Origin of the sequence: Cognatiyoonia sp., from assembly GCF_965661665.1 — a bacterium.
In the GTDB taxonomy this organism is placed as follows: Bacteria; Pseudomonadota; Alphaproteobacteria; order Rhodobacterales; family Rhodobacteraceae; genus Cognatiyoonia.
This window is the reverse complement of sequence record NZ_CBFIEO010000001.1, coordinates 34155-55345: the sequence shown is the minus strand read 5'-3', so window position 1 is coordinate 55345 and position 21191 is coordinate 34155. Positions and strand designations below refer to the sequence as shown.

The following is a 21191-nucleotide window of genomic DNA, read 5'->3' as shown; positions in this document are numbered from 1 at the left end:
CGGTCTGTTGCGCCCTTTTCGGAAACCCTTCAAAATGGCAACTGGCTCGGAGGCAGTAGATGACAAAGAATAAGATGACGCGCGAAGACGCGCTCACGTTTCACCTGAACCCAACACCCGGTAAGTGGGAGGTGCGCGCCACCGTTCCAATGACCACGCAGCGTGATTTGTCGCTGGCCTACTCCCCCGGTGTCGCGGTCCCCTGTAAAGAGATTAACGAGAAGCCGTCGACGGCCTATGATTACACCAATAAAGGCAATCTTGTTGCGGTGATTTCCAACGGGACGGCTGTCCTCGGGCTGGGCAACTTGGGCGCGTTGGCCTCTAAGCCCGTGATGGAAGGGAAGTCTGTTCTGTTCAAACGGTTTGCTGATGTGAACTCCATCGATGTGGAACTGGACACCGAAGACGTTGATGCGTTTTGCAACGCGGTGAAGTTAATGGGTCCGACGTTTGGCGGTATCAATCTCGAGGACATTAAGGCGCCCGAGTGTTTCATGATTGAGCAGCGCTTGAAGGAAGAAATGGATATTCCCGTCTTCCACGATGACCAGCACGGCACGGCGGTGATCTGTGCAGCGGGCTTGATCAATGCGCTGAAAATCTCCGGCAAGAAGATCGAGGATGTGAAGATCGTCCTCAACGGTGCGGGTGCTGCGGGGATCGCATGTCTTGAACTGCTCAAGTCGATGGGCGCCAAGCACGACAACTGCATCATGTGCGACACCAAAGGCGTCATCTACCAAGGCCGGACGGAGGGGATGAACCAGTGGAAATCGGCGCACGCTGCCCATACCGATGCGCGGTACCTTGACGATGCGATGATGGGCGCGGACGTGTTCTTAGGCGTGTCAGCGAAGGGCGCGGTCACGCAAGAAATGGTATCTAACATGGCGCTAAATCCCGTTATCTTCGCGATGGCGAACCCTGATCCTGAGATTACGCCGGAGGATGCACATGCCGTGCGTGAGGATGCGATCGTGGCCACGGGCCGCTCTGATTACCCCAACCAAGTGAATAATGTGCTTGGCTTTCCGTACCTCTTCCGCGGTGCCCTCGACATCAATGCACGCGCCATCAATGACGAGATGAAGATCGCTTGCGCGCGCGCCCTTGCTGAATTGGCGCGGGAGGATGTACCTGACGAAGTTGCGATGGCCTACGGAACCAAGCTGACTTTCGGTCGGGACTACATCATCCCTACGCCTTTTGACCCACGCCTGATCCACCGTATTCCACCTTCTGTCGCAAAGGCAGGCATGGATACTGGCGTCGCACGGCGCCCCATCGTGGATATGGAAAGCTACGAGCTTTCATTGAAATCCCGCATGGACCCAACGGCGTCCATCCTGCGCAATCTGAACACCCGAGCAAAAGCCGCTCAGGCCCGCGTGATTTTTGCGGAAGGTGACGATCCGCGCGTCCTGCGGGCGGCGGTGCTCTACCAACGTTCTGGCCTTGGCAAAGCCCTTGTTGTCGGCCGCGACAAAGACGTAGCGACAAAGCTGACGGACCTTGGCCTTGCCGATGCGGTTGAAGAGATTGAGGTTATCAACGCAGCGAAGACCGATCACCTCGCCGAATACAAATCATTCCTCTATGAGCGTTTGCAGCGGAAAGGCTTTGATCGTGCCGATGTTCACCGGCTTGCAGCTCGCGACAGGCACGTTTTTGCGGCTCTAATGCTTGCGCACGGGCATGGCGACGGCATGGTGACGGGTGCCACGCGAAAGTCAGCGCATGTTCTTGAGCTCATCAACTATGTCTTTGATGCGACGGCCAAGGATGGGGCAGTCGGTGTCTCCGCCGTTTTGCACAATGGCCGGATTGTTCTGATTTCTGATACGTTGGTTCACGAATGGCCGGATGAGACTGACCTTGCTGATATTGCGGAGCGGGGCGCGAACGTTGCCCGCAATTTGGGGATGGAGCCGCGCGTTGCGTTCCTGTCCTTTTCTACCTTCGGGTATCCAGTGTCTGAACGCGCGGAAAAAATGGGACGCGCGCCGGAAATACTGGACAGTCGCAATGTCGATTTCGAATACGAAGGGGAGATGACAGTCGATGTCGCCTTGAACGCTGCAGCGATGGAGCAATATCCGTTCTCTCGATTGTCAGGTCCGGCTAACGTCCTTGTGGTCCCTGCCCGACACTCCGCTTCCATCTCCGTCAAGTTGATGCAGGAAATGGCGGGTGCGACGGTGATTGGTCCGATCCTGTCCGGTATTGATCGACCGGTTCAGATTTGTTCGACCGTCTCTACCGTGAACGACATTTTGAACATGGCTGTCTTGGCCGCGTGTCGCGTGGGGTAAGCGATGGCGATCTGGAATCTAGGGTCTATCAATGCCGATTTCGTCTATTCCGTGCCTCACATTCCCGCACCGGGGGAGACTCTCGCCGCCACAAATTGCGACGTGTTTTTGGGTGGCAAAGGCACCAACATGTCAGTTTCCGCCGCGCGTGCCGGATCGCGCGTCTGTCATATCGGCGCAGTAGGACATGACGGGCGCTGGGCGGTTGATCGGCTACTGGAATATGGCGTTGATACCCGCCATATCAGTGTAGTTGAGGAGGATACAGCGCAAGCCATCATTGCTGTCGATGCTGACGGCGAAAACTCGATCATTCTGTACCCTGGTGCTAACGCCGTGATCCCTTTGGTCAGCGTTCAGACCGCTTTGTCAGAGGCGCAGACAACCGATTGGTTCGTGACCCAAAACGAAACCAATTTGCAGGTCGAAGGCGCAAAGCTGGCCCATATGATGGGGCTTCGTGTGGCCTACGCTGCGGCACCTTTTGATGCAGGTGCGATTGAGGCTGTTCTACCGTACCTTCACTTTCTGATCCTGAACGAAGTGGAGATGGCGCAGCTGCAAAGCTCCATGGGGAAATCGCCAAGAGAGTTAGGTATAGACATTGTAATTGTCACTAAAGGCTCAAAGGGCGCTGATGTGTTTGAGCAGTCATTGGGATGGGAAGTGCAGTCTTTTGATGCGATCCCTGTGACGCCCGTCGATACGACAGGCGCCGGTGACACGTTCACAGGCTACACTCTGGCCGGCCTTGATCGCGGGATGCCCTTGGCCCAGGCGATCCAGATGGCGACAAAGGCAGGGGCGCTGATGGTGATGCGTCATGGCACCGCCGATGTTATTCCTGACCTTTTAGCGGTTCAGAACTTCCGCTCTTAGTTCGCGAACAGCGCTTCAGAGCCCTAAAGCTCCCTCACGCGCGCGTCCCGACCACAGACTTCGCGATAGAATTTGTAGGCATTTTCTTGTGACTTCGGTCCACAGCGGGTGAGGACGATGTTTGTGCCTTTGTAGTAATCTTAGTGATAACTGTCCGCCTCATAGAACGGCACGCTTTCCAAAATTGGCGTGACATCCGCTGACCCAATGCACTCTGTGCGGCGCTTTTCGCTACTTCAGCTGCTGCTCGCTCTTTCGCGTTGTCGACAAAAATAGCCGTTCGGTAGCTTTCGCCACGATCACAGAATTGCCCGCCAGCATCCGTTGCATCGACAGACCGGAAGAACGCATGAAGCAGTTGATCGTATGACACGACATCAGCGTCATATGTGATCTCAACCACCTCATAGTGGCCTGATCCTCTGGCGGTGACCTCTTTGTACGTCGGGTTGGCCGTTGTGCTGCCGGAGTAGCCGAAGACGACTTCTTGAACCCCATCCAACTTCTCGAAATCCGCTTCGATGCACCAGCATCTACCCGCCAGAACGTTGGTTTGGATGTCGCGCGCGTCGGCGCGTTCGGTGGTAAGCAAAGCTGCGACACCGACACCCACTGCAAGCATGACGGATTTGGTCTTTTCGATGTTTACCGGCATGAGAGGGCCTCCTTCTTGTGGTCAGTTGCGCCGAAGCCGTTTGAAATAGCAGTTCACCCACGCGTGAGTTTACATCTAGCAACATTTAGCGTCCCGTAGGGTCAGGAGGATACTCATGCGAATTGCGATGTGGTCTGGCCCGCGAAATCTTTCAACGGCGATGATGTATAGTTTTGGCAATCGTGCGGATTTTGCCGCTTGGGACGAACCTTTCTATGCGCCCTACCTCGCGGCTTCCGACATCGACCACCCGATGAAGGCGGAGATTTTGGGCACACATAATACTGATCCAGATACGGTCGCTCACCACTGCGTTGGCGACATCCCAAACAACAAGCCGCACTTCTACATGAAACACATGCCGCATCAGATGATGCCTGATTTCCCGTTCGATTGGGCGATGGACTGCGTGAACATCCACCTTATTCGGCATCCGGCGCGTGTCGTGGCGAGTTACACGAAAAAGCGCGATGAGGTCTCGTTGGAGGATGTTGGCTTCCAACAGCAAATCGCGGTGTATGAAGCGCTGGGCGGGATTGTGATCGACAGCGCTGATGTGCGCGCTGATCCTGAGCGGATGATGATGGCGCTGTGCGGGGCCATAGGCCTTGAGTTTGATCCGGCGATGCTGGCCTGGCCGGCGGGTCCAAAGAGCTTTGACGGCGTCTGGGCGCAGCATTGGTACGACGCCGTGCATAAGAGCACGGGCTTTGCAGGTCGCGAAGGACCGTTGCCAGAGGTGGCGGGCAAAGCGGCTCAAATTGTTGAAGCCGCCCTGCCAAGCTACCGCATGATGGAAAGCGCGAAACTACTGGTTTAGGGCCTATTTCAGGCGACGATTGCGCGCCGCCAGCAGCTTCAACCGAAGTGCGTTCAACTGGATGAAGCCTTTTGCATCAGTCTGATCATAAGCACCCGCGTCATCTTCAAAGGTCACATGCGCCTCTGAATAGAGGGAGTGATCAGACCAGCGTGCAACGGTGGTGGCTGACCCTTTGTAGAGCTTCACCTTCACCGTGCCGGAGACATGCTCTTGGCTCTTGTCGATCAAGGCTTGCAGCATCTCACGCTCTGGGCTGTACCAGAAGCCGTTGTAGATCAGCTCCGCATAGCGCGGCATGATGCTGTCTTTCAGATGCCCTGCCCCGCTGTCGAGTGTGATCTGTTCGATGCCACGATGTGCCTCAAGCAAAACTGTACCACCTGGTGTTTCGTAGATGCCGCGCGACTTCATCCCGACAAAGCGGTTTTCAACAAGGTCAAGACGACCAACGCCATGCTTGCCGCCAAGCTCATTTAGTTTGGTGAGGATTGTCGCGGGTGAGATGGCCTCACCATTGATGGCGACTGCATCGCCTTTCTCAAACGTGATCTCGATGAACTCTGGCTCGTTCGGCGCATCCTCTGGATTCACGGTGCGCTGATAGACGTATTCTGGTGCCATCTCTGCCGGATCTTCGAGAACTTTGCCTTCGGACGATGTGTGGAGCAGGTTTGCGTCCACGCTGAACGGTGCCTCACCGAGCTTGTCTTTTGCGACGGGGATCTGGTTCAGCTCTGCGAACTCAAGAAGCTTGGTCCGGCTGGTCAGATCCCAATCCCGCCACGGCGCGATGACCTTGATGTCTGGGTTCAGGGCATAGGCTGCTAATTCAAACCGAACTTGGTCATTGCCTTTGCCGGTCGCGCCATGTGCGACTGCATCCGCGCCTTCTGCCTCTGCAATCTGGACCAAGCGCTTGGAAATCAGGGGCCGCGCGATGGAGGTGCCGAGCAAATACAGACCCTCGTAAAGGGCGTTTGCGCGGAACATTGGGAAGACGAAGTCTCGTATAAACTCTTCACGCAAATCTTCGATATAGATCGACGACGCGCCCATCATTTCAGCCTTTGCTTGGGCAGGCTCCAGCTCCTCCCCTTGACCTAAATCAGCAGTGAAGGTCACGACCTCGCACCCGTACTCTGTCTGCAACCACTTCAGGATGATCGACGTATCCAAACCGCCTGAATACGCAAGAACGACTTTCTTGGGTGCCGACATAACTGGGGCCTTTATTCAATGATTCCAACTTGGCTGCGCGATACCGTGAATTAGGGATCAGAGCAAGCCAGCGAGGAAGGAGGCATCGCCATCATTGAACAAGGTGCGCAAGGCGGTGTCCGGATGCATCCAAATCGCGATGTGGTCAGGCTCAATCGGAGCGCTGATCTTGATCGTCGGCGTTGCAACGAAGATGTGGCAAACCTTCTCTGCCCAGAGGTCATATTCCGGCATTAAGGTGAACCGTTTGAACGTGCCAAGCCGTCGTGGCTTCGCGATGTGCCAGCCGGTTTCTTCAAAGACTTCGCGATGCAATGCTGTCAGCGCTGATTCACCCGCATCTATGCCACCACCCGGAAGCTGCACTTCATTGTGCGGATCACCTTGCCAAGTCAAAAGGATTTGCCCGCGCCGTGGCAAAATCGCATAGGCGCCTGGCCGTTGGATATAGCGCTGGCCCGCCTTTGGGGGGTTGCCAAAACGTCTAATCATGTCTTGCCCCCTTGGACCACGGGTTGTTCCGCCTATATAGGCGCGGTATTGCAACTCCGTACACGTTAGGAAAGCACATGACCACAGGCGCAAAAATTGCCTGGGACGACACCGTACTGCCGTTCCAACTCGACAAGTCGGACATCCGCGGGCGCGTTGCCCGTTTGGATGGGGTGTTGGAGTCTGTCTTGGCGCAGCATGACTACCCCCCTTTGATCGAAGCTTTGGTTGCAGAAATGGCTTTGCTGACGGCCTTGATTGGTCAAACCGTGAAACTGCGCTGGAAGCTTTCGCTGCAAGTGCGGGCAAGCGGCCCAGCCCGATTGATCGCCACGGATTACTATGGTCCTACTGACGAAGGTGAGCCTGCCCGTATTCGTGCTTATGCGAGTTACGACGCAGACGCACTGGATGAGATGGCTGATCCCTTCTCTCAAATCGGTCAAGGCTACTTTGCGATTTTGATCGATCAGGGCGAAGGCATGACGCCGTATCAAGGGATCACACCGATCGCTGGAGGGTCACTTTCCGCCTGTGCAGAAACTTATTTTGCGCAATCGGAGCAGATTCCAACACGGTTCAATCTGACCTATGGGCGCAGCCAGCAGCCGGGTGAAGAGTCCGAATGGCGTGCCGGTGGCGTGATGCTGCAGCACATGCCAAAGGCGTCCCTGCTCCGTCAGGGGGCGGAGGCTGACGAGGACGGTCTTTTGATGGCTGCGTCGCTGTTGGAGGATGACGAAGGTGAAAACTGGAATCGCGCCAATGCATTGCTCGACACAGTTGAAGAGATTGAGCTGATAGGCCCAAGCGTCACGCCAGATGAATTGCTAGTGCGGTTGTTTCATGAGGAAGCACCGCGCGTTTTCGATACGCAGCCACTTCGTTTTGGCTGTACCTGCTCGGGCGACCGCGTGCGTCAAAGTCTGTCGATCTATTCGGCCAAGGATATCGAAAAGATGACGACGGATGCTGGTACGGTCACGGCCGACTGTCAGTTTTGTGGTGCACACTACGTCTTCGATCCCAAAACGCTTGGGTTCGAAGCGGAAATCACGGAACCGAATGACTGATCTGAGATCAAAACTTGTGGCGGCGCTGTCACAGGATGGCAGCGCCTCTTCTGATTTTGATCTGAACCCCGGACTGGTCTTGCCTCAAAACCGCGTTTTGAAGCCGTCAGCCGTGTTGGTTTGTGTCAGACTCGAAACACAATCGTTGATCCTGACCAAACGCTCTAACGAGCTGAAGCATCATCCTGGGCAGATAGCGTTTCCGGGTGGGAAGATGGATGCTGATGATCCGGACCTCAATGCTACGGCGTTACGTGAGGCTGAAGAAGAGATTGGCTTGCCACGTCAAAACGTCGAAATATTGGGTGCTTTGCCATCCCACGAAACGGTCACGGGCTACGAAGTCACGCCCATTTTGGCCTGTTTAGACACTGATTTTGAAACAATGGTCGAGGTTGGCGAAGTGTCAGAAGTCTTTGAAGTGCCACTAGACCTCGCCACCAATTCCTCGCGGTTTCGGATTGAAGGACGGCGGTGGCAAGGGCATACGCGCCGCTACTACGTGGTCCCATTTGGCCCCTATTACATTTGGGGTGCGACCGCGCGTATTCTGCGCGGTCTTGCCGATCGGGTCGCGGCATGACGGTCATCGACACAGATTGGGTGCGCTCTGACGTCGCCAAGAAGATCTTCGATGCGTTTGAGGGGTATGAGCTCTTCTTCGTTGGGGGCTGCGTCCGCAACGCGCTTTTGGGCGAACCAGTTATCGACTTTGACCTTGCAACGAATGCATTGCCAGATGAAGTCCTTAAGATCGCTGAACGGGCTGGGATCAGGGCTGTTCCAACGGGGATTGATCACGGGACGATTACCTTGATTGAAGATGGCGTGCCGTTCGAAGTCACAACCTACCGCACTGATGTTGAAACAGATGGAAGACGTGCCAAAGTCGCATATTCAGACTCTGTTCTTGAGGATGCGAGGCGACGTGATTTTACCATTAATGCAATCTACGCGGATCGCGAGGGCAACGTCATTGATCCGATTGGCGGGTTGCCGGAGCTTGCCAATCGGACGATCCGTTTCATCGGCGATCCACGTGCGCGGATTAAAGAAGACTACCTTCGCATTCTGCGCTTCTTTCGGTTCTTTGCTTGGTATGGCGATCCGCAAGCTGGGATCGAAGCCGAAGGGCTGGCCGCTTGTGCAGAATTTGTCGATCAGATCCCGACGCTGTCGAAAGAACGGGTGACTTCTGAATTTCTGAAACTTCTTGCAGCACCCAATCCGTCGATGAGCGTCGCGTCGATGGCTGCGATTGGCGCGCTGGCGCAGTGCTTGCCCGGCGCGACGGCAGATGTGTTGCACGTGCTAATTCATAACGAAACGATTGCAAGATTGCGGCCTGACCCCATGCTCCGCCTGGTTGCGCTGGGTGGGTCGCCCGAGAATGATCTAAGGTTGTCCAAAAAACAGGTGCGGGCGCTGCAAAACCTCAAGGCAAGCCATCCAACGGCTGCCGAAACGGGTTATCGCCTTAAAGATGAGGCTATTCCTGCATTGGTGCTTCAAGCGTCGTCCATAGGTGCGGAAGTAGACTCTAAACAGGCTGAAATGGCTCGAATTGGAATAACGGCGCAATTTCCTGTCTCAGCCAAAGACCTCATGGATCGTGCTGAGGGCCCCGCCTTGGGGCGTAAACTTGTCGAACTGGAACAACGCTGGATCGAATCTGATTTTCAGCTGACTAAAGAAGACCTCCTTGCTTAATGCGTCGTTGATTGGATTTGTGTTTCTGGGGCTGTTTTCCCCTGGCCCAAACGTGATCTTGGTCACGACATCTGGCGCACGATTTGGCTTCGCGCGGACATTGCCGCATATCGCGGGTATTGTAGTTGGGGTTGGCATCATCGCGGCCGTCACGGGGTTCGGCATCGGCGCTTTGTTGCAGGCTCTGCCGATGATGAAATGGGTTTTGACCATGGTTTCCGTGATCTGGATCCTTTATCTGGCCTATCGACTCTGGATTGCTGTCCCGCCAGCGCAAGACCCGCACGCGAAACCCTTCACTTTCGTCGAAGCGGTTTTGTTCCAATGGGTGAACCCAAAAATCTGGGCCGTTGCGCTCGCTGCATCCGCTTTTGTCGCGTCGCATCCGCCGATGATCCAAGCGCTCACGCTCGGTCTTACATTCTCAACGGTCAATATCGGCGTCTGCACGTTCTGGACCTTGGCCGGAACACTCCTATCTGTTTTACTGACCAGACCGTGTGCATGGACTCTGTTCAATCGTGTGATGGCGCTGGCGTTGGTCGGATTTTCGCTGCTTCTCTTCCTCTGAAGCGACTTCACGATAACGCGCGTTGACACTCCACCGTAAGTTGGGCGTTGTCGGCGGGACGGATAGTTTAGGCCTTTGAACGAATGAAAATTGAAAGGTGGATTGACCCATTTCAGAAGGCTGATGGCCCACCTCCATCCACATTGATGGCGTTCCTGCTTTGGGGCTTCAAAGGTGGGTATGTCCCCACGGTGGTGTCGGGTGTCATTTCAATCCTTGCAGGGGTCGTCGATGTCTCCACTGCTTTGATCCTTGGGCTTGTGATTGATGCCGCACTGGGCGGAAGCCCGGAAGCGTTCTTTGCGGAGAATCAGATACTAATATTGGCTGTTTGCGTCTTTTTCCTGATCTTGCGACCTGTGGTATTGGGACTGTCAAGCGTTACCCAATCGGTTGTGATTGGGCCTGCGCTGGCAAATCTCATGCTCTCCCGTTTGCATCGCCACACATTGGGGCAAGCGGTATCGTTCTTTGACGATGACTTCGCGGGTCGGATTGCGCAGAAACAACTCCAAGCCGCGCGTGCGTCGACCAACCTTGTGATTGAGATGATACACACCGTCCTTTTCGCGATTGCGTCGCTGGTTGGTTCTATCATCCTTATGATTTCGATTGATGTCCGCACGGCGATCTTCTTGTCGATCTGGTTCATGGCCTATCTCGCGCTGATCCGATATTTCATGCCGCGCATACGGACCGCATCCAAAGATCGTGCTGGAAAGCGAGCGATGGTGACGGGGCAAGTGGTCGACACGGTCACGAATATCCCGACTGTCAAACTTTTTGCGCGACGAGAACGCGAGGACCAAGAGGCGATCAAGGCGATGGCCGATCTTTGGGATGTATCGGTCACGTTCGGATGGATCTCCGCCAAGTTCCGATTTTTGCTGACGGGCATCGCTGGTGGCGTACCAGTTCTGATGGTCGGCGCGACGCTCTACTCTTGGTCGCTGGGTGATTCAACCGTCGGCGCGGTTGCGACCAGTGGCGCGGTGGGTCTTAGATTGTCGCAAATGACGGGATGGGTCAGCTTCACGCTGATGAGCATGTACGCCGAAGTGGGCGAGGTTGAGGATGCCATAAAGACCCTTAGCCCTGCTCACACGTTGGTCGACGCGCCAAACGCGAAACCGCTGGATATCACGGATGGTGAGATCAAATTTGATGATGTGTCGTTTGCCTATGGCGGTGAAACCGGTGGGGTCACGGATATCACCCTCACAGTGAAACCGGGGGAGCGGTTGGGGATTGTGGGCGCGTCTGGTGCGGGTAAGTCGACACTCGTTTCGCTTCTTTTGAGACTTTATAACGCTGAAAACGGCTCGATCCAGCTGGATGGCACCGATATTTCGGACGTGACGCAGGAAAGCCTGCGAGGGTCTATTGGTATGGTCACGCAGGAAACCGCGATGTTTAACCGCTCAGCGCGGGATAACATCCTTTACGGCGATCCTGACGCATCCGAAGGGGAATTGCTGAACGCCGCCAAACGTGCGGAGGCACACGATTTCATTCAGGATTTGCGCGATCAGAAGGGTAATAAGGGCTACGACGCCTTCTTGGGGGAGCGTGGCGTGAAGCTGTCCGGTGGCCAGCGGCAGCGCATTGCGATTGCGCGCGCAATCCTCAAAGACGCGCCAATCCTTATCCTTGATGAGGCGACAAGCGCACTTGATTCCGAAGTTGAAGCATCGATTCAGGCAGCGTTAGTGTCTGTAATGGACGGGAAAACCGTCATAGCGATTGCGCACCGACTTTCGACACTTGCGCGGATGGACCGCATCGTTGTGCTTGATGAGGGTCGGATCGTTGAGGATGGAACGCATGATGACCTTCTCGCGCGAAATGGGCTATACGCGCGGTATTGGAACCGTCAGTCTGGCGGCTTCATCAAGTTCAACGACACGGCGGAATAGATGACAGAATGGGTGAAGGCGCTGACCCATCACGGGATGGGGCGGCTTGAGGACGGCACATTTGTCTCGCGCGTCCTGCCGGGTGAACTGATTGAACTGGGTGATGATGGCGCGGTGCGGATCATTGAGCCCGTCGCCCATCGCGTCAAACCGCCCTGCCGGCACTTCAAATCCTGCGGTGGCTGCAGTGTCATGCACGCGTCCGACGACCTTGTCCGTGAATGGAAGACGGGGATCGTGCGAGCTGCCTTGGACGCACACGGGATCGGGGCGGAGTTTCGCCCGATACACACTTCGCCCCCTAATTCCCGCCGTCGTGCGAAGTTTTCGGGCCGTCGCACCAAAAAGGGCGCCCTTGTCGGATTTCACGCTATGGCATCTGCGACGGTTGTGAAGGTTCCGGATTGTTCGGTACTGGTCGAGCCCCTCAAAGCGGTGATCCCCGCGTTGGAAGATCTGACTATTCTCGCCGCATCACGGAAATCAGAGGCGCAGTTTACCGTCATTGCCAGTGAAGCTGGTCCCGATGTTTGGGTCGAAACTGACAAACCGCTCGACGCACAGCTTCAGGTGACGCTTGCGAACTTGGCGCAGAAACACAAATTGGCGCGTTTGGCATGGAATGATGAGGTCGTCGTCACCTTGGCCAAGCCCGTCGTGACATTTGGTTCGGCACAGGTGACGCCACCACCTGGTGCGTTCCTTCAGGCGACAAAAGACGCGGAGGACGTGCTGGTTGACGTAGTCTCGGAAGTAGTCACGGGCGTTGCAAGCGTTGTTGATTTGTTTTCGGGTTGTGGGACGTTCACTTTTCCCTTGGCCCAAATCGCGGAGGTTCACGCGGTGGAAGGATCGGGAGAGTTGATCGCTGCTTTGGACGATGGTTTCCGGCAAACTCAAGGGATCAAGCGCGTGACGACAGGGGTCCGTGATCTGTTCAGACGACCACTTGAGCCGGATGAACTTAACCGCTTCGATGCCGCGGTTATTGATCCGCCAAGGACTGGGGCAGAGCAGCAGATACAGACTCTAATAAAGTCGAGTATTGCAAAAATCGCGATGGTCTCCTGCAACCCGGTCACGTTTGCGCGTGATGCAAAAGGCTTGATCGACGGTGGGTTTAAGTTGAACTGGGTGATGCCCGTCGATCAATTCCGCTGGTCAGCGCATGTGGAGCTTGTCGCCAGCTTTTCAAAATTGTGAAGATAAAACTGTCGCTGTGGTGTTAGCTGACCGTTAGACTCAATAAAAAACAGACGGGGTAGCGGCATGATCACCCGCAGACAGGGAGCACTTGGACTCATCGCAGCATTTCTTTCGGGCTGCACGAGCAAGTTTAAGACATATAGAGGGCCGACGGTTACGCGCGTTCAGCTCTTTAAGGGGCAACGCATTATGCAGTTGCTGCATGAGGACAAGCTTCTGGCGCAATACGAATTTGAGCTTGGGTTTGCACCTGAAGGACATAAAGCCTTCGAAGGGGACGGGCGGACACCGGAAGGGGCCTATCGCATTGATCGCCGCAATCCAAACAGTCAGTATCACCTGTCATTGGGCATTTCCTATCCAAATGCGCGGGATATTGCTTATGCGCGCTCTCAGGGCCGAAGCCCGGGTGGGGAGATTTTCATCCACGGCACCACATCCGCGTTCTTGGGCCAAGACGATTGGACCTATGGGTGCATCGCGGTCAATGATGAAGAGATGGAAGACATCTACGCTATGGTGAAGGACGGAACGCCGATCTTTATCTATCCCTGAAAGACACTAGGCGCCAACGCGGGGCGTAGGGCACCTGTATCGGCGGTTCCAACCGTCAGGGTCCACCACAGTTTCCCAGCTTCTTCTTGAAACCAAGAAAAGCCAATTCGCCGTGCATTAGGGTCTAAAATCACAGCTCGCGTGTCCGATTGGTTCATCCAAGCGGCCAGGGTCTCAAGCTCTGTTTCATAGCTTTCGGAGATATTTTCCCCCAAGACCCGACCGCCGAAACCGACGCGACGGGCGCGGTCTAAAGGCGATGATCCGTCTGATCCAAAGAGCCATGGGCGGTTCTGTGCGGACATGTCGCGAGAGTGGGTCGCAGCGGCGGCATTTAGGCGCGCATCTAGCTCAACTGCAGGCACACCTGCGGCTTGTCGTAGGGCGTTGATGCTGTCCAGCATGCGGAACTGGATGTCCGCTGTATCGCCATCCTCGATCTGGTAAACTTGTGGCAGCGGCAACCCGTTTGGCCCAATCCGACCGGCCGTGGACGTACATGCCGCCAAAGTTGATCCCGCCAACAAGCTGACAATGAATGAGCGTCTGTTCATCGATCCTGTACTTATACGGTTTTCGCTTACTTAGCCCTAGGTCGGTGATAGATCAAATACTCGTCAGCAATAGGATGCCGATCTGACGAATCTTTGAATTGATCCGTGCGGACCATGGCAGTATTGCTGCGACATCATGTGATGCGCCACTGGAGGTGGTTTGACTATGAAAAAGCTGTTTTCACAGATGTTGTCCCGCCGCGCATTCGTGGCCGGCAGTGCCGCTGTGATGGGAACTGCTGCGACAGCGCAGTCCGAAAACAGTACAGAGATTGAGCAGGACGTCGACGGTCGCGTAGTGCGTAACATCTCCAGCTTCCGGTCGCTGGATTGGCAGCCATATTTCCAAGATCTCAAGAACGGTGCAGTGCTGGTCGACATTCAAAGTCGCGCTTTGCACTACTGGTCGGAGGATCAGTCGATCTACAAGCTCTATCCAACGTCCGTGCCGTTGACAGAGGATCTGACACGTCTCGGCCGGACAGAGATTATTCGCAAGGTCGAGGGCCCATCTTGGCGTCCAACACCATCGATGAAAGAGCGGAACCCCGAATGGCCTGATTTCATCGGTCCGGGCCCGGACAATCCGCTTGGCACGCACGCACTGCACCTGACATGGACGTACTACCGCATCCACGGCACCCATGACACGCGCAAGATTGGCCGTCGGTCCTCAAATGGCTGTATCGGTCTTTATAACGAGCATATCGCCGAGCTTTATGAGATGACGAAAGTCGGTACGCAGGTGCTTCTGATCTGAATGTCCAAAACTGGAACGAAGAACCGGCCCATCGAGGCTGGTTTTTTATTGGTTCACCCAGCCAAGCAGATTGCGATCAATGATGCTGCAGAGTGCTGAGATATGTGCATCATCGTCGTTGAGGCATGGGATATAGGTGAAGTGTTCACCGCCAGCTTCCTCGAAGCTTTCCTTGATCTCTTCGTTGATCTCTTCCAACGTTTCAATGCAATCGGCGGAGAATGCCGGTGCGCAAACCGCAATGTTCTTGATACCGTCTTCTTCTGCCAGTCGGGCCACTTCGTTCACTGTGTAGGGTTTGAGCCATTCTTCTGGCCCGAAACGGGATTGGAACGTTGTGACGATGTCAGTGTCATCCCAACCTAACCGCTCTTTCAAAAGGCGGGAGGTTTTCTGGCATTGGCAGTGATACGGATCACCCTCCCGCAGGTACCGTTCCGGCACGCCATGGTAAGAGCAGACCAGCTTTTCTGGCCGTGTCTCAGCCTCCGCATATGCTTTCTCAATTGATTGCGCCAAGGCGTCGATATAGGTGGGCTCTGCAAAGTATGGCTCGACTACGCGGGCGATGGGTTGCCATTTTTCTTCCATCAACGCGCGGAAGAACTGATCGTTCGCTGTTGCAGATGTCGCCCCTGCATAGTGTGGATAAAGCGGGAAGAAGAGGATTTTGGTGCACCCTGCTTCGACCATCTCCCGCACTTTGGATTTCGTCGATGGGTTGCCGTAACGCATGCAGAAATCGACGCGCACGTCGGTGCCATAGCGCTGCTCCATCTCTGCTTTAATGGCGGCGGTCTGCGCTTTGGTGATCGTAAGTAGTGGGCTTTCGTCTGCTTCAGTGTTCCAAATGGACCGATACGCTGCACCAGATGAAAACGGGCGCTTGGTCAGAATGATCAGTTGCAACAGCGGCTGCCACAGCCATGCAGAGTAATCGACAACACGCTTGTCTGACAAAAACTCATTCAGATATCGGCGCATCGACCAATAGTCGGTCCCATCAGGCGTTCCCAGGTTCGCAAGCAGGATTCCAACGCGCGCCGGCTTGATCTTCGGATGATCTGGAGCCGCGTGAACAGGGCACTTCGCCTCTGTCGGGTCGTCATTTTGGGCGTCGAACATCGTCATCCCTTTGGTGCACTTTCTGTGACGATTTAATTGGGTTTTGATAAAGATCAACTTTAGAACGGTTTCAGCTTTGTTTCTTTTGTTCCCAAAGCCTCTGCCAGACTATTTGTCGCAGAACCAGGCCTCAATGCTTTGGGTTGATCGGTGGAGGGCGCCCATCCAGTAAGCGTGATGATATCAAAAGTCGCATGGATGCGATTGTCATCGGCTGGGAAATTCTTTGCGTAGATGTCGCTGGCCATCGCGAATAGGGCTTTGGGGGAGAATTGACGACGGCGACCGCATAGGGCGCTTGTTTCACCCATCTGCCGAAGTTCTGACATCAGATCCGTCATCGACGCATAGGATACATTGAGCGGTCGGGCGTCTGCGACGGGAAGGGCAAAGCCAGCGCGTTGCAGTAAACCGCCCAGATCGCGCACTTCGGCCATTGGTGCGACACGGGGGGACAGACCGCCTGACAACCGTGCTTCGGCTTCCGTCAGTGCTGTCCGCAACTCTTGCAGCGTGAGGCCCCCAAACATCGTGCCCAAAAACAACCCATCAGGGCGCAAGGCGCGGCGGGATTGGATGAGTTGGCCAACGGGGTCATTTGCCCAGTGTAGACACAGATCATGGATGATGAGGTCGCAACTGTCTTCTGTCAGATCGAGGTGGTCATCATCCAAAATGAATCTCGCGCCTTGCAACCGACCTTTCCAAAGATCGGGCCGCGGCGTGACGATCACCAGATCTGTAAACGTCCTGTTAACCTCAATCAGTCTCTCCTCAAGGTCAGCGACGGCTTCAAGCCTCAAGAAATCGACCGGCAACCGCTTCGCCCGCGCACGGTTGCGCCGCAGGGCGGCGCGATCAAAGAGGGTGGGGCGTTCGGATGACATGCAGGGGATGTAATGAATGGCAGCACTGATGCAAAGGCTCATTCGCGGTGTCTATTCGCCGCAATGCGTTAATTGCGTGGCCCCGATAGAGGTGGATAATGGCCTTTTCGGTGCCTGTTGGCCGGTCGCGCATTTCATTCATGGTGCGTCTTGTGACTTATGTGGCGTTCCGCTTTTAGGAAATGTGATGGGGGAGACCGTTTACTGCGATGATTGTCTGGCCTTGGGCCGACCTTGGGGCAGGGGGCGTGCGGCGATTGCCTATCGCGATGTCGGACGGTGATTGGTGCTCGGGCTGAAGCATGGCGACCGGACCGACCTTGTGCCAGCAATGGCGGGGTGGATGTGTCATGCGGGTCGGGATGTTCTTTCTGACGATCCGGTCTTGGTTCCCGTGCCGCTACACCGCTTTCGAATGTTGAAACGCAAGTTCAATCAGGCGGCGGAATTGGCCAAGGCCATTCATCGTCAAACAGGGTCTGGACTGGCACTCACGGCGCTTCAACGAATTAGGTACACGCAGCAGTTGGGTGTCAGCGGTGTTGATGACCGCTTTGCCGAACTCAACGAGGCGATTCAGCCCAACCCGAAAGCGCGAAGTGTTCTGGGAGGTCAAAACGTTGCACTTGTGGATGATGTCATGACCTCGGGCGCGACACTGTCTGCCTGTACAGAAGCCTGTTTTGCGATGAGCGCAAAGCAGGTTTCGATCTTGGTTCTGGCACACGCGACGAAAGATGCCTAGGTAGGGCTTCAACTCTGCAAAGGAACTCAAAATGGCGACCGTTGAAATCTACACCAAACGCACTTGTGGTTTTTGCCACGCGGCCAAGCGTTTGCTGATGGCGAAAGGCGTGAGCTTCGCTGAGGTGGACATATTGGATTACCCCAGCGAACGGCCAGAGATGATCCAACGGGCCAATGGTCGGTCAACGGTGCCTCAGGTCTTCATCGATGGCACGCATGTGGGTGGCTTTGATGAACTGGCGGCGGCTGAACGTTCCGGCAAATTGGACGACCTCCTCGCGTCATGAAGGTCGCGCTGCTGCAACTGACGTCTGGCGATGATCCTAAGGCGAACTTGCCTCAGACATTCGCGATGATCGAAGAAGCGGCAAAAGGTGGTGTGGACCTTGTCCTGACACCGGAAGTGAGCAATTGCGTCTCCCTCAGCCGCACGCAGCAAGAAGCTGTGCTGGCGCGGGAGGAGGACGACATCACCCTTGCCGCGATCCGTGACCAAGCCAAGGCGCTGGGCGTTTGGGTCTCCATCGGGTCGCTGGCGCTCAAAACTGATGATCCTGATGGACGCTTCGCAAATCGGTCTTTTCTGATTGGGCCGGATGGCAGTGTCGCGGCACGCTATGACAAAATCCACATGTTCGACGTCGATCTCGGCGCGGGAGAGCGGTTTCGCGAGTCGGACGGATCCCGCCCGGGGAGTCGCGCAGTCTTGGCAGATATGGAGGGCACAAAGATTGGCCTGACGATTTGCTATGACCTCCGCTTTCCTGCGCTGTACCACCGGCTCGCCCGGGCTGGCGGAGACATCCTTTTGGTCCCATCCGCGTTTTCGCCCACAACAGGTGCCGCGCATTGGGAAACCCTCCTTCGCGCAAGGGCGATTGAAACAGGGTGTTTTGTGTTGGCCGCCGCACAAACAGGCACCCATCCCTCTTCTATAGATAAGGTTCGCTCTACCTACGGGCATAGCTTGGCAGTTGATCCGTGGGGTAAGGTCTTGAGTGACGCGGGCACGGCCCCCGGTATCTCTTATGTTGAAATTGATCTTTCTGAAGTGTCTAAAGCTCGTGAGCGTTTGCCAGTCCTCTCTGGCGCGCGCGAATTTGAAGGGCCGGAATGAGCGACACGAACAAGAATCTTGCAATTGCACTTTTCAGCGAACTGCTGACGGTGGATCAGCTTGCCAAGATGAGTTTCGCACGTGTGCTGCCAAAGGGGATGGAACTGTCGCATTTTTCGGTTCTGAACCACCTCGCGCATGCGGGGACAGAAAAATCACCCGGCCAGTTGGCACAGACGTTTCATCTGACCCGAGGGGCGATCACAAACACGCTGAACAAGCTCGAATGGGCCGGTTGGGTGCATGTGCGACCCGATTGGGATGATGCGCGCAAAAAGATGGTGTCGATTAGCCCGCCAGGTATTGCCGCGCGGGACGCGGCTTTGGCCGCGATTGCGCCGGTTATTTCGGAGCTTGTTGACACGGTTGGCCAAGAGAAGGTGAAAGCCACGCTGCCTGTGCTGCGCGAACTTCGGACCAAGCTGAACGAAAACTAGGAAGGCTTTAGCGCTGCAGTGACATAGTTCACGGACAAATCCCGATCAGAAATCGACCACGTGAACCGCGCGAAGTTGAAGACATAGCCTTTGCGATCCACTGGCTCCATTCCAGCATTGGTCATCAACTCGTAGAGCTCATCAGGTGTGATGAACTTGTCCCATTGATGGGTGCCCTTAGGCAGCCACCGCATGATCCACTCGGCCCCAACAATCGCCATCGCAAAAGATTTTGGATTGCGGTTGATGGTGGAACAAAGATGCAGCCTGCCGGGTTTCAGGAGTTGCTGACACGCGGTCAGATAGCCAAGGGGGTCTGCCACATGCTCAACGACTTCCATGTTGAGCACGACGTCGAATTGCTCCCCCGCCGCTGCCATCGCTTCAGCCGTTGTGTGCCGATAATCGATGTCGAGTCCGGATTGTTCGGCATGAAGCCGCGCAACAGGGATATTTCGCTCCGCTGCGTCTGCACCGACGACAGTGGCACCGAGGCGCGCCATCGGTTCGCACAAAAGCCCGCCACCGCAGCCGATGTCGAGGATGCGCAGCCCCTCAAACGGCTTTGGCCCCTTCAAATCGCGGTCAAATTCCGCCGCGATCTGCGTTGTGATGTATTCCAGCCGGACGGGATTCATCATGTGCAAAGGTTTGAACTTGCCCTTCGGATCCCACCATTCAGCGGCCATGGCTTCGAACTTTGCGATCTCGGACGGATCAACCGTATTTGTGGCGTCTGCTTGCATGGCGTTCCTTTTGCACCTTTCGCGGCCTGTGGTCACTGACCTTATCAAGCTATATAGGTCTCTTATGGATAAGGTCTTGAGCCAAAAAAGCGCACTGCCGCAGTTATTCCCGTCGATTGATCCATTTGATCAACGATTGTTGGATGTTGGTGACGGACATCGCGTTTATGTCGAACAATGTGGAAACCCTGATGGCTTGCCCGTCGTTGTTTTGCATGGTGGCCCGGGCGGGGGATGCAGCCCTGTGATGCGGCGGTATTTTGATCCTGCCATCTACCGGATTGTGTTGTTCGATCAGCGTGGATGTGGCCGATCCCGTCCGAATGCGCGGGTTGAGGCAAATACCACATGGCACCTCGTCCGCGACATTGAACAAATTCGGGAGACGCTGGGCATCCCGAAATGGGTCGTCTTTGGCGGCAGTTGGGGCGCTACGCTGTCGCTCATTTATGCGCAGGAACATCCGGAAGCGGTTTTGGCCTTGGTCCTGCGCGGCGTTTTCCTGATGCGCGAGAAAGAGCTGGATTGGTTCTATGGTGGTGGCGCTGGGCAGTTCTGGCCGGATCTTTGGGCCAAGTTCGAAGGTATGATCCCAGAAGATGAGCGGGCTGATTTGATCGAGGCGTATCATCGACGTCTTTTCTGCGGCGATCTGAGCATTGAGACCCGCTTCGCCCGTGCGTGGGCAAGTTGGGAGAACGCGCTGGCCTCCATCGAAAGTGACGGGATTGTCGGGGAAAGCCCTGCGGATTACGCCCGCGCTTTTGCTCGTCTAGAGAACCACTATTTCAAGCATGGCGGTTTCTTGGATGAGGACCAGCAAATCCTGAACCGTGTTGACCGGATCGCGCATATACCGGGCTACCTTGTTCAAGGTCGGTTCGACATGATTTGTCCACCTGTGTCAGCCTATGAACTTGCGAAACTCTGGCCCAATGCCAAGCTTCGCATGGTCGGACGCGCTGGGCATGCGCTGTCGGAGCGTAGCGTGACGACCGAACTGCTGAGGGCGATGCACGATCTGAGCATTTCTTTCACCAACACACGCGCCGTCGCAAACCATTGATAGCGCCGTGACCGTCCAAATTGCTAAGGTACCGTCCGAATCGAAATCTGAATTAGGGATCGCGCCCGTATGAACAGAATTAGCAGACGTGGCCTGCTTCGGTCAGGTGCAGCGGCAGGTGTTTTGAGCCTGACCGGTCTGCCAGTTCGGGCGCAGCACCGTGGCGGGACGCTGGTTGCGGGGCTGAGTGGCGCGCATTCCAGCGACAGTTGGGACAGCCGTACCCATGCGGACATCTTCATGATTGCTGCGGGTCATGGTTGTGTCTTTGATTGCCTGACAGAGGTGGCGGCCGATGGCACGTTACAGGGCGAATTGGCCGAAAGTTGGGAAGTTTCA

Annotated in this window: 23 protein-coding genes and 2 pseudogenes; 18 read left to right on the top strand and 7 right to left on the bottom strand. The window is 55.5% G+C overall.

Features of this window, described 5'->3' with window-relative positions; translation table 11 throughout:
* The first annotated feature begins 59 nt into the window (after positions 1-59).
* Together ACTF5F_RS00285 and ACTF5F_RS00280 are read left to right on the top strand one after the other, a co-directional pair.
* A complete protein-coding gene (locus ACTF5F_RS00285) occupies positions 60-2315 on the top strand; it encodes an NADP-dependent malic enzyme (protein WP_438954878.1) in 2256 nt (751 codons plus the stop codon).
* Between the two features lie 3 nt (positions 2316-2318).
* The gene (locus ACTF5F_RS00280) at positions 2319-3194 is read left to right on the top strand and encodes a ribokinase (RefSeq protein ID WP_438954877.1); all 876 of its coding nucleotides are present in this window, start codon (positions 2319-2321) and stop codon (positions 3192-3194) included.
* A gap of 23 nt (positions 3195-3217) precedes the next feature.
* Here ACTF5F_RS00280 and msrA read toward each other — a convergent pair.
* Positions 3218-3849: pseudogene (gene msrA, locus ACTF5F_RS00275) on the bottom strand (peptide-methionine (S)-S-oxide reductase MsrA).
* Between the two features lie 115 nt (positions 3850-3964).
* On the opposite strand from msrA, the gene ACTF5F_RS00270 reads away from it, so the two are divergent.
* The gene (locus ACTF5F_RS00270) at positions 3965-4669 is read left to right on the top strand and encodes an HAD family hydrolase (RefSeq protein ID WP_438954876.1); all 705 of its coding nucleotides are present in this window, start codon (positions 3965-3967) and stop codon (positions 4667-4669) included.
* A gap of 3 nt (positions 4670-4672) precedes the next feature.
* On the opposite strand, the gene ACTF5F_RS00265 is transcribed toward ACTF5F_RS00270, so the two are convergent.
* A complete protein-coding gene (locus ACTF5F_RS00265) occupies positions 4673-5890 on the bottom strand; it encodes an argininosuccinate synthase (RefSeq protein ID WP_438954875.1) in 1218 nt (405 codons plus the stop codon).
* Positions 5891-5947: 57 nt separating this feature from the next.
* Positions 5948-6382 (bottom strand): NUDIX hydrolase, encoded by a 435-nt coding sequence (locus tag ACTF5F_RS00260; protein WP_438954874.1) that lies wholly within the window; start codon positions 6380-6382, stop codon positions 5948-5950.
* 77 nt (positions 6383-6459) lie between these two features.
* Between ACTF5F_RS00260 and ACTF5F_RS00255 the strand changes: the two genes are divergently transcribed.
* The 7 genes from ACTF5F_RS00255 (at position 6460) to ACTF5F_RS00225 (ending at position 13413) form a co-directional block, all read left to right on the top strand.
* A complete protein-coding gene (locus ACTF5F_RS00255; RefSeq protein WP_438954873.1) occupies positions 6460-7455 on the top strand; it encodes an Hsp33 family molecular chaperone HslO in 996 nt (331 codons plus the stop codon).
* Positions 7448-8038, top strand: coding sequence for a CoA pyrophosphatase (locus tag ACTF5F_RS00250; RefSeq protein WP_438954872.1), 591 nt, complete (start codon positions 7448-7450; stop codon positions 8036-8038). The genes ACTF5F_RS00255 and ACTF5F_RS00250 overlap by 8 nt, the downstream gene beginning before the upstream one ends.
* Positions 8035-9165 carry a CCA tRNA nucleotidyltransferase gene (locus ACTF5F_RS00245; RefSeq protein ID WP_438954871.1) on the top strand — a complete coding sequence of 377 codons (1131 nt, stop codon included), beginning with the start codon at positions 8035-8037 and terminating at the stop codon, positions 9163-9165. The genes ACTF5F_RS00250 and ACTF5F_RS00245 overlap by 4 nt, the downstream gene beginning before the upstream one ends.
* Entirely contained in the window at positions 9158-9736 is a 579-nt protein-coding gene (locus tag ACTF5F_RS00240; protein ID WP_438954870.1) for a LysE family translocator, read from the top strand. The genes ACTF5F_RS00245 and ACTF5F_RS00240 overlap by 8 nt, the downstream gene beginning before the upstream one ends.
* An 83-nt stretch (positions 9737-9819) precedes the next feature.
* Positions 9820-11652 carry an ABC transporter ATP-binding protein gene (locus ACTF5F_RS00235; protein WP_438954869.1) on the top strand — a complete coding sequence of 611 codons (1833 nt, stop codon included), beginning with the start codon at positions 9820-9822 and terminating at the stop codon, positions 11650-11652.
* Positions 11653-12855 carry a class I SAM-dependent RNA methyltransferase gene (locus ACTF5F_RS00230; RefSeq protein ID WP_438954868.1) on the top strand — a complete coding sequence of 401 codons (1203 nt, stop codon included), beginning with the start codon at positions 11653-11655 and terminating at the stop codon, positions 12853-12855.
* Between the two features lie 66 nt (positions 12856-12921).
* Positions 12922-13413 (top strand): L,D-transpeptidase family protein, encoded by a 492-nt coding sequence (locus ACTF5F_RS00225; protein WP_438954867.1) that lies wholly within the window; start codon positions 12922-12924, stop codon positions 13411-13413.
* On the opposite strand, the gene ACTF5F_RS00220 is transcribed toward ACTF5F_RS00225, so the two are convergent.
* A complete protein-coding gene (locus ACTF5F_RS00220) occupies positions 13404-13967 on the bottom strand; it encodes a CAP domain-containing protein (protein WP_438954866.1) in 564 nt (187 codons plus the stop codon). The genes ACTF5F_RS00225 and ACTF5F_RS00220 overlap by 10 nt on opposite strands.
* A gap of 166 nt (positions 13968-14133) precedes the next feature.
* On the opposite strand from ACTF5F_RS00220, the gene ACTF5F_RS00215 reads away from it, so the two are divergent.
* Positions 14134-14727: a L,D-transpeptidase gene (locus ACTF5F_RS00215; RefSeq protein ID WP_438954865.1), complete on the top strand. Its 594-nt coding sequence runs from the start codon at positions 14134-14136 to the stop codon at positions 14725-14727.
* Between the two features lie 45 nt (positions 14728-14772).
* Here ACTF5F_RS00215 and hemH read toward each other — a convergent pair whose 3' ends face one another.
* Together hemH and ACTF5F_RS00205 are read right to left on the bottom strand one after the other, a co-directional pair.
* Positions 14773-15858, bottom strand: a complete 1086-nt coding sequence (hemH, locus tag ACTF5F_RS00210) for a ferrochelatase (RefSeq protein WP_438954864.1) — start codon at positions 15856-15858, stop codon at positions 14773-14775.
* 53 nt (positions 15859-15911) lie between these two features.
* Positions 15912-16781, bottom strand: a complete 870-nt coding sequence (locus tag ACTF5F_RS00205; protein WP_438954863.1) for a methyltransferase domain-containing protein — start codon at positions 16779-16781, stop codon at positions 15912-15914.
* On the opposite strand from ACTF5F_RS00205, the gene ACTF5F_RS00200 reads away from it, so the two are divergent.
* Genes ACTF5F_RS00200 through ACTF5F_RS00180 form a run of 5 tightly spaced genes read left to right on the top strand, consistent with a single transcriptional unit; the run spans position 16756 to position 19040 of the window.
* Positions 16756-17022 carry a double zinc ribbon domain-containing protein gene (locus ACTF5F_RS00200; protein ID WP_438954862.1) on the top strand — a complete coding sequence of 89 codons (267 nt, stop codon included), beginning with the start codon at positions 16756-16758 and terminating at the stop codon, positions 17020-17022. The genes ACTF5F_RS00205 and ACTF5F_RS00200 overlap by 26 nt on opposite strands.
* Complete coding sequence (locus tag ACTF5F_RS00195; RefSeq protein ID WP_438954861.1) at positions 17023-17484, top strand: ComF family protein; 462 nt, start codon at positions 17023-17025, stop codon at positions 17482-17484.
* A 31-nt stretch (positions 17485-17515) separates the two neighbouring features.
* Entirely contained in the window at positions 17516-17773 is a 258-nt protein-coding gene (grxC, locus tag ACTF5F_RS00190; protein WP_438954860.1) for a glutaredoxin 3, read from the top strand.
* Positions 17770-18603 (top strand): carbon-nitrogen hydrolase family protein, encoded by an 834-nt coding sequence (locus ACTF5F_RS00185; protein ID WP_438954859.1) that lies wholly within the window; start codon positions 17770-17772, stop codon positions 18601-18603. Before grxC ends, ACTF5F_RS00185 begins: the two co-directional genes overlap by 4 nt.
* Positions 18600-19040 carry a MarR family winged helix-turn-helix transcriptional regulator gene (locus ACTF5F_RS00180; RefSeq protein ID WP_438954858.1) on the top strand — a complete coding sequence of 147 codons (441 nt, stop codon included), beginning with the start codon at positions 18600-18602 and terminating at the stop codon, positions 19038-19040. Before ACTF5F_RS00185 ends, ACTF5F_RS00180 begins: the two co-directional genes overlap by 4 nt.
* Here the strand turns inward: ACTF5F_RS00180 and ubiG are convergent.
* The gene (gene ubiG / locus ACTF5F_RS00175) at positions 19037-19786 is read right to left on the bottom strand and encodes a bifunctional 2-polyprenyl-6-hydroxyphenol methylase/3-demethylubiquinol 3-O-methyltransferase UbiG (protein WP_438954857.1); all 750 of its coding nucleotides are present in this window, start codon (positions 19784-19786) and stop codon (positions 19037-19039) included. The two genes, ACTF5F_RS00180 and ubiG, sit on opposite strands and share 4 nt — an antisense overlap.
* 64 nt (positions 19787-19850) lie before the next feature.
* On the opposite strand from ubiG, the gene pip reads away from it, so the two are divergent.
* Complete coding sequence (gene pip, locus ACTF5F_RS00170) at positions 19851-20852, top strand: prolyl aminopeptidase (protein ID WP_438954856.1); 1002 nt, start codon at positions 19851-19853, stop codon at positions 20850-20852.
* Between the two features lie 69 nt (positions 20853-20921).
* Positions 20922-21191, top strand: a pseudogene (locus ACTF5F_RS00165) (ABC transporter substrate-binding protein); the annotation flags it as partial.

Bases quoted from the DNA above. Each gene is read 5' to 3' on its own strand.
- ACTF5F_RS00285 (WP_438954878.1), top strand. From the start codon at position 60: ATGACAAAGAATAAGATGACGCGCGAAGACGCGCTCACGTTTCACCTG.
- ACTF5F_RS00280 (WP_438954877.1), top strand. From the start codon at position 2,319: ATGGCGATCTGGAATCTAGGGTCTATCAATGCCGATTTCGTCTATTCC.
- ACTF5F_RS00270 (WP_438954876.1), top strand. From the start codon at position 3,965: ATGCGAATTGCGATGTGGTCTGGCCCGCGAAATCTTTCAACGGCGATG.
- ACTF5F_RS00265 (WP_438954875.1), bottom strand. From the start codon at position 5,890: ATGTCGGCACCCAAGAAAGTCGTTCTTGCGTATTCAGGCGGTTTGGAT.
- ACTF5F_RS00260 (WP_438954874.1), bottom strand. From the start codon at position 6,382: ATGATTAGACGTTTTGGCAACCCCCCAAAGGCGGGCCAGCGCTATATC.
- ACTF5F_RS00255 (WP_438954873.1), top strand. From the start codon at position 6,460: ATGACCACAGGCGCAAAAATTGCCTGGGACGACACCGTACTGCCGTTC.
- ACTF5F_RS00250 (WP_438954872.1), top strand. From the start codon at position 7,448: ATGACTGATCTGAGATCAAAACTTGTGGCGGCGCTGTCACAGGATGGC.
- ACTF5F_RS00245 (WP_438954871.1), top strand. From the start codon at position 8,035: ATGACGGTCATCGACACAGATTGGGTGCGCTCTGACGTCGCCAAGAAG.
- ACTF5F_RS00235 (WP_438954869.1), top strand. From the start codon at position 9,820: ATGAAAATTGAAAGGTGGATTGACCCATTTCAGAAGGCTGATGGCCCA.
- ACTF5F_RS00230 (WP_438954868.1), top strand. From the start codon at position 11,653: ATGACAGAATGGGTGAAGGCGCTGACCCATCACGGGATGGGGCGGCTT.
- ACTF5F_RS00225 (WP_438954867.1), top strand. From the start codon at position 12,922: ATGATCACCCGCAGACAGGGAGCACTTGGACTCATCGCAGCATTTCTT.
- ACTF5F_RS00220 (WP_438954866.1), bottom strand. From the start codon at position 13,967: ATGAACAGACGCTCATTCATTGTCAGCTTGTTGGCGGGATCAACTTTG.
- ACTF5F_RS00215 (WP_438954865.1), top strand. From the start codon at position 14,134: ATGAAAAAGCTGTTTTCACAGATGTTGTCCCGCCGCGCATTCGTGGCC.
- hemH (WP_438954864.1), bottom strand. From the start codon at position 15,858: ATGACGATGTTCGACGCCCAAAATGACGACCCGACAGAGGCGAAGTGC.
- ACTF5F_RS00200 (WP_438954862.1), top strand. From the start codon at position 16,756: ATGGCAGCACTGATGCAAAGGCTCATTCGCGGTGTCTATTCGCCGCAA.
- ACTF5F_RS00205 (WP_438954863.1), bottom strand. From the start codon at position 16,781: ATGAGCCTTTGCATCAGTGCTGCCATTCATTACATCCCCTGCATGTCA.
- grxC (WP_438954860.1), top strand. From the start codon at position 17,516: ATGGCGACCGTTGAAATCTACACCAAACGCACTTGTGGTTTTTGCCAC.
- ACTF5F_RS00185 (WP_438954859.1), top strand. From the start codon at position 17,770: ATGAAGGTCGCGCTGCTGCAACTGACGTCTGGCGATGATCCTAAGGCG.
- ACTF5F_RS00180 (WP_438954858.1), top strand. From the start codon at position 18,600: ATGAGCGACACGAACAAGAATCTTGCAATTGCACTTTTCAGCGAACTG.
- ubiG (WP_438954857.1), bottom strand. From the start codon at position 19,786: ATGCAAGCAGACGCCACAAATACGGTTGATCCGTCCGAGATCGCAAAG.
- pip (WP_438954856.1), top strand. From the start codon at position 19,851: ATGGATAAGGTCTTGAGCCAAAAAAGCGCACTGCCGCAGTTATTCCCG.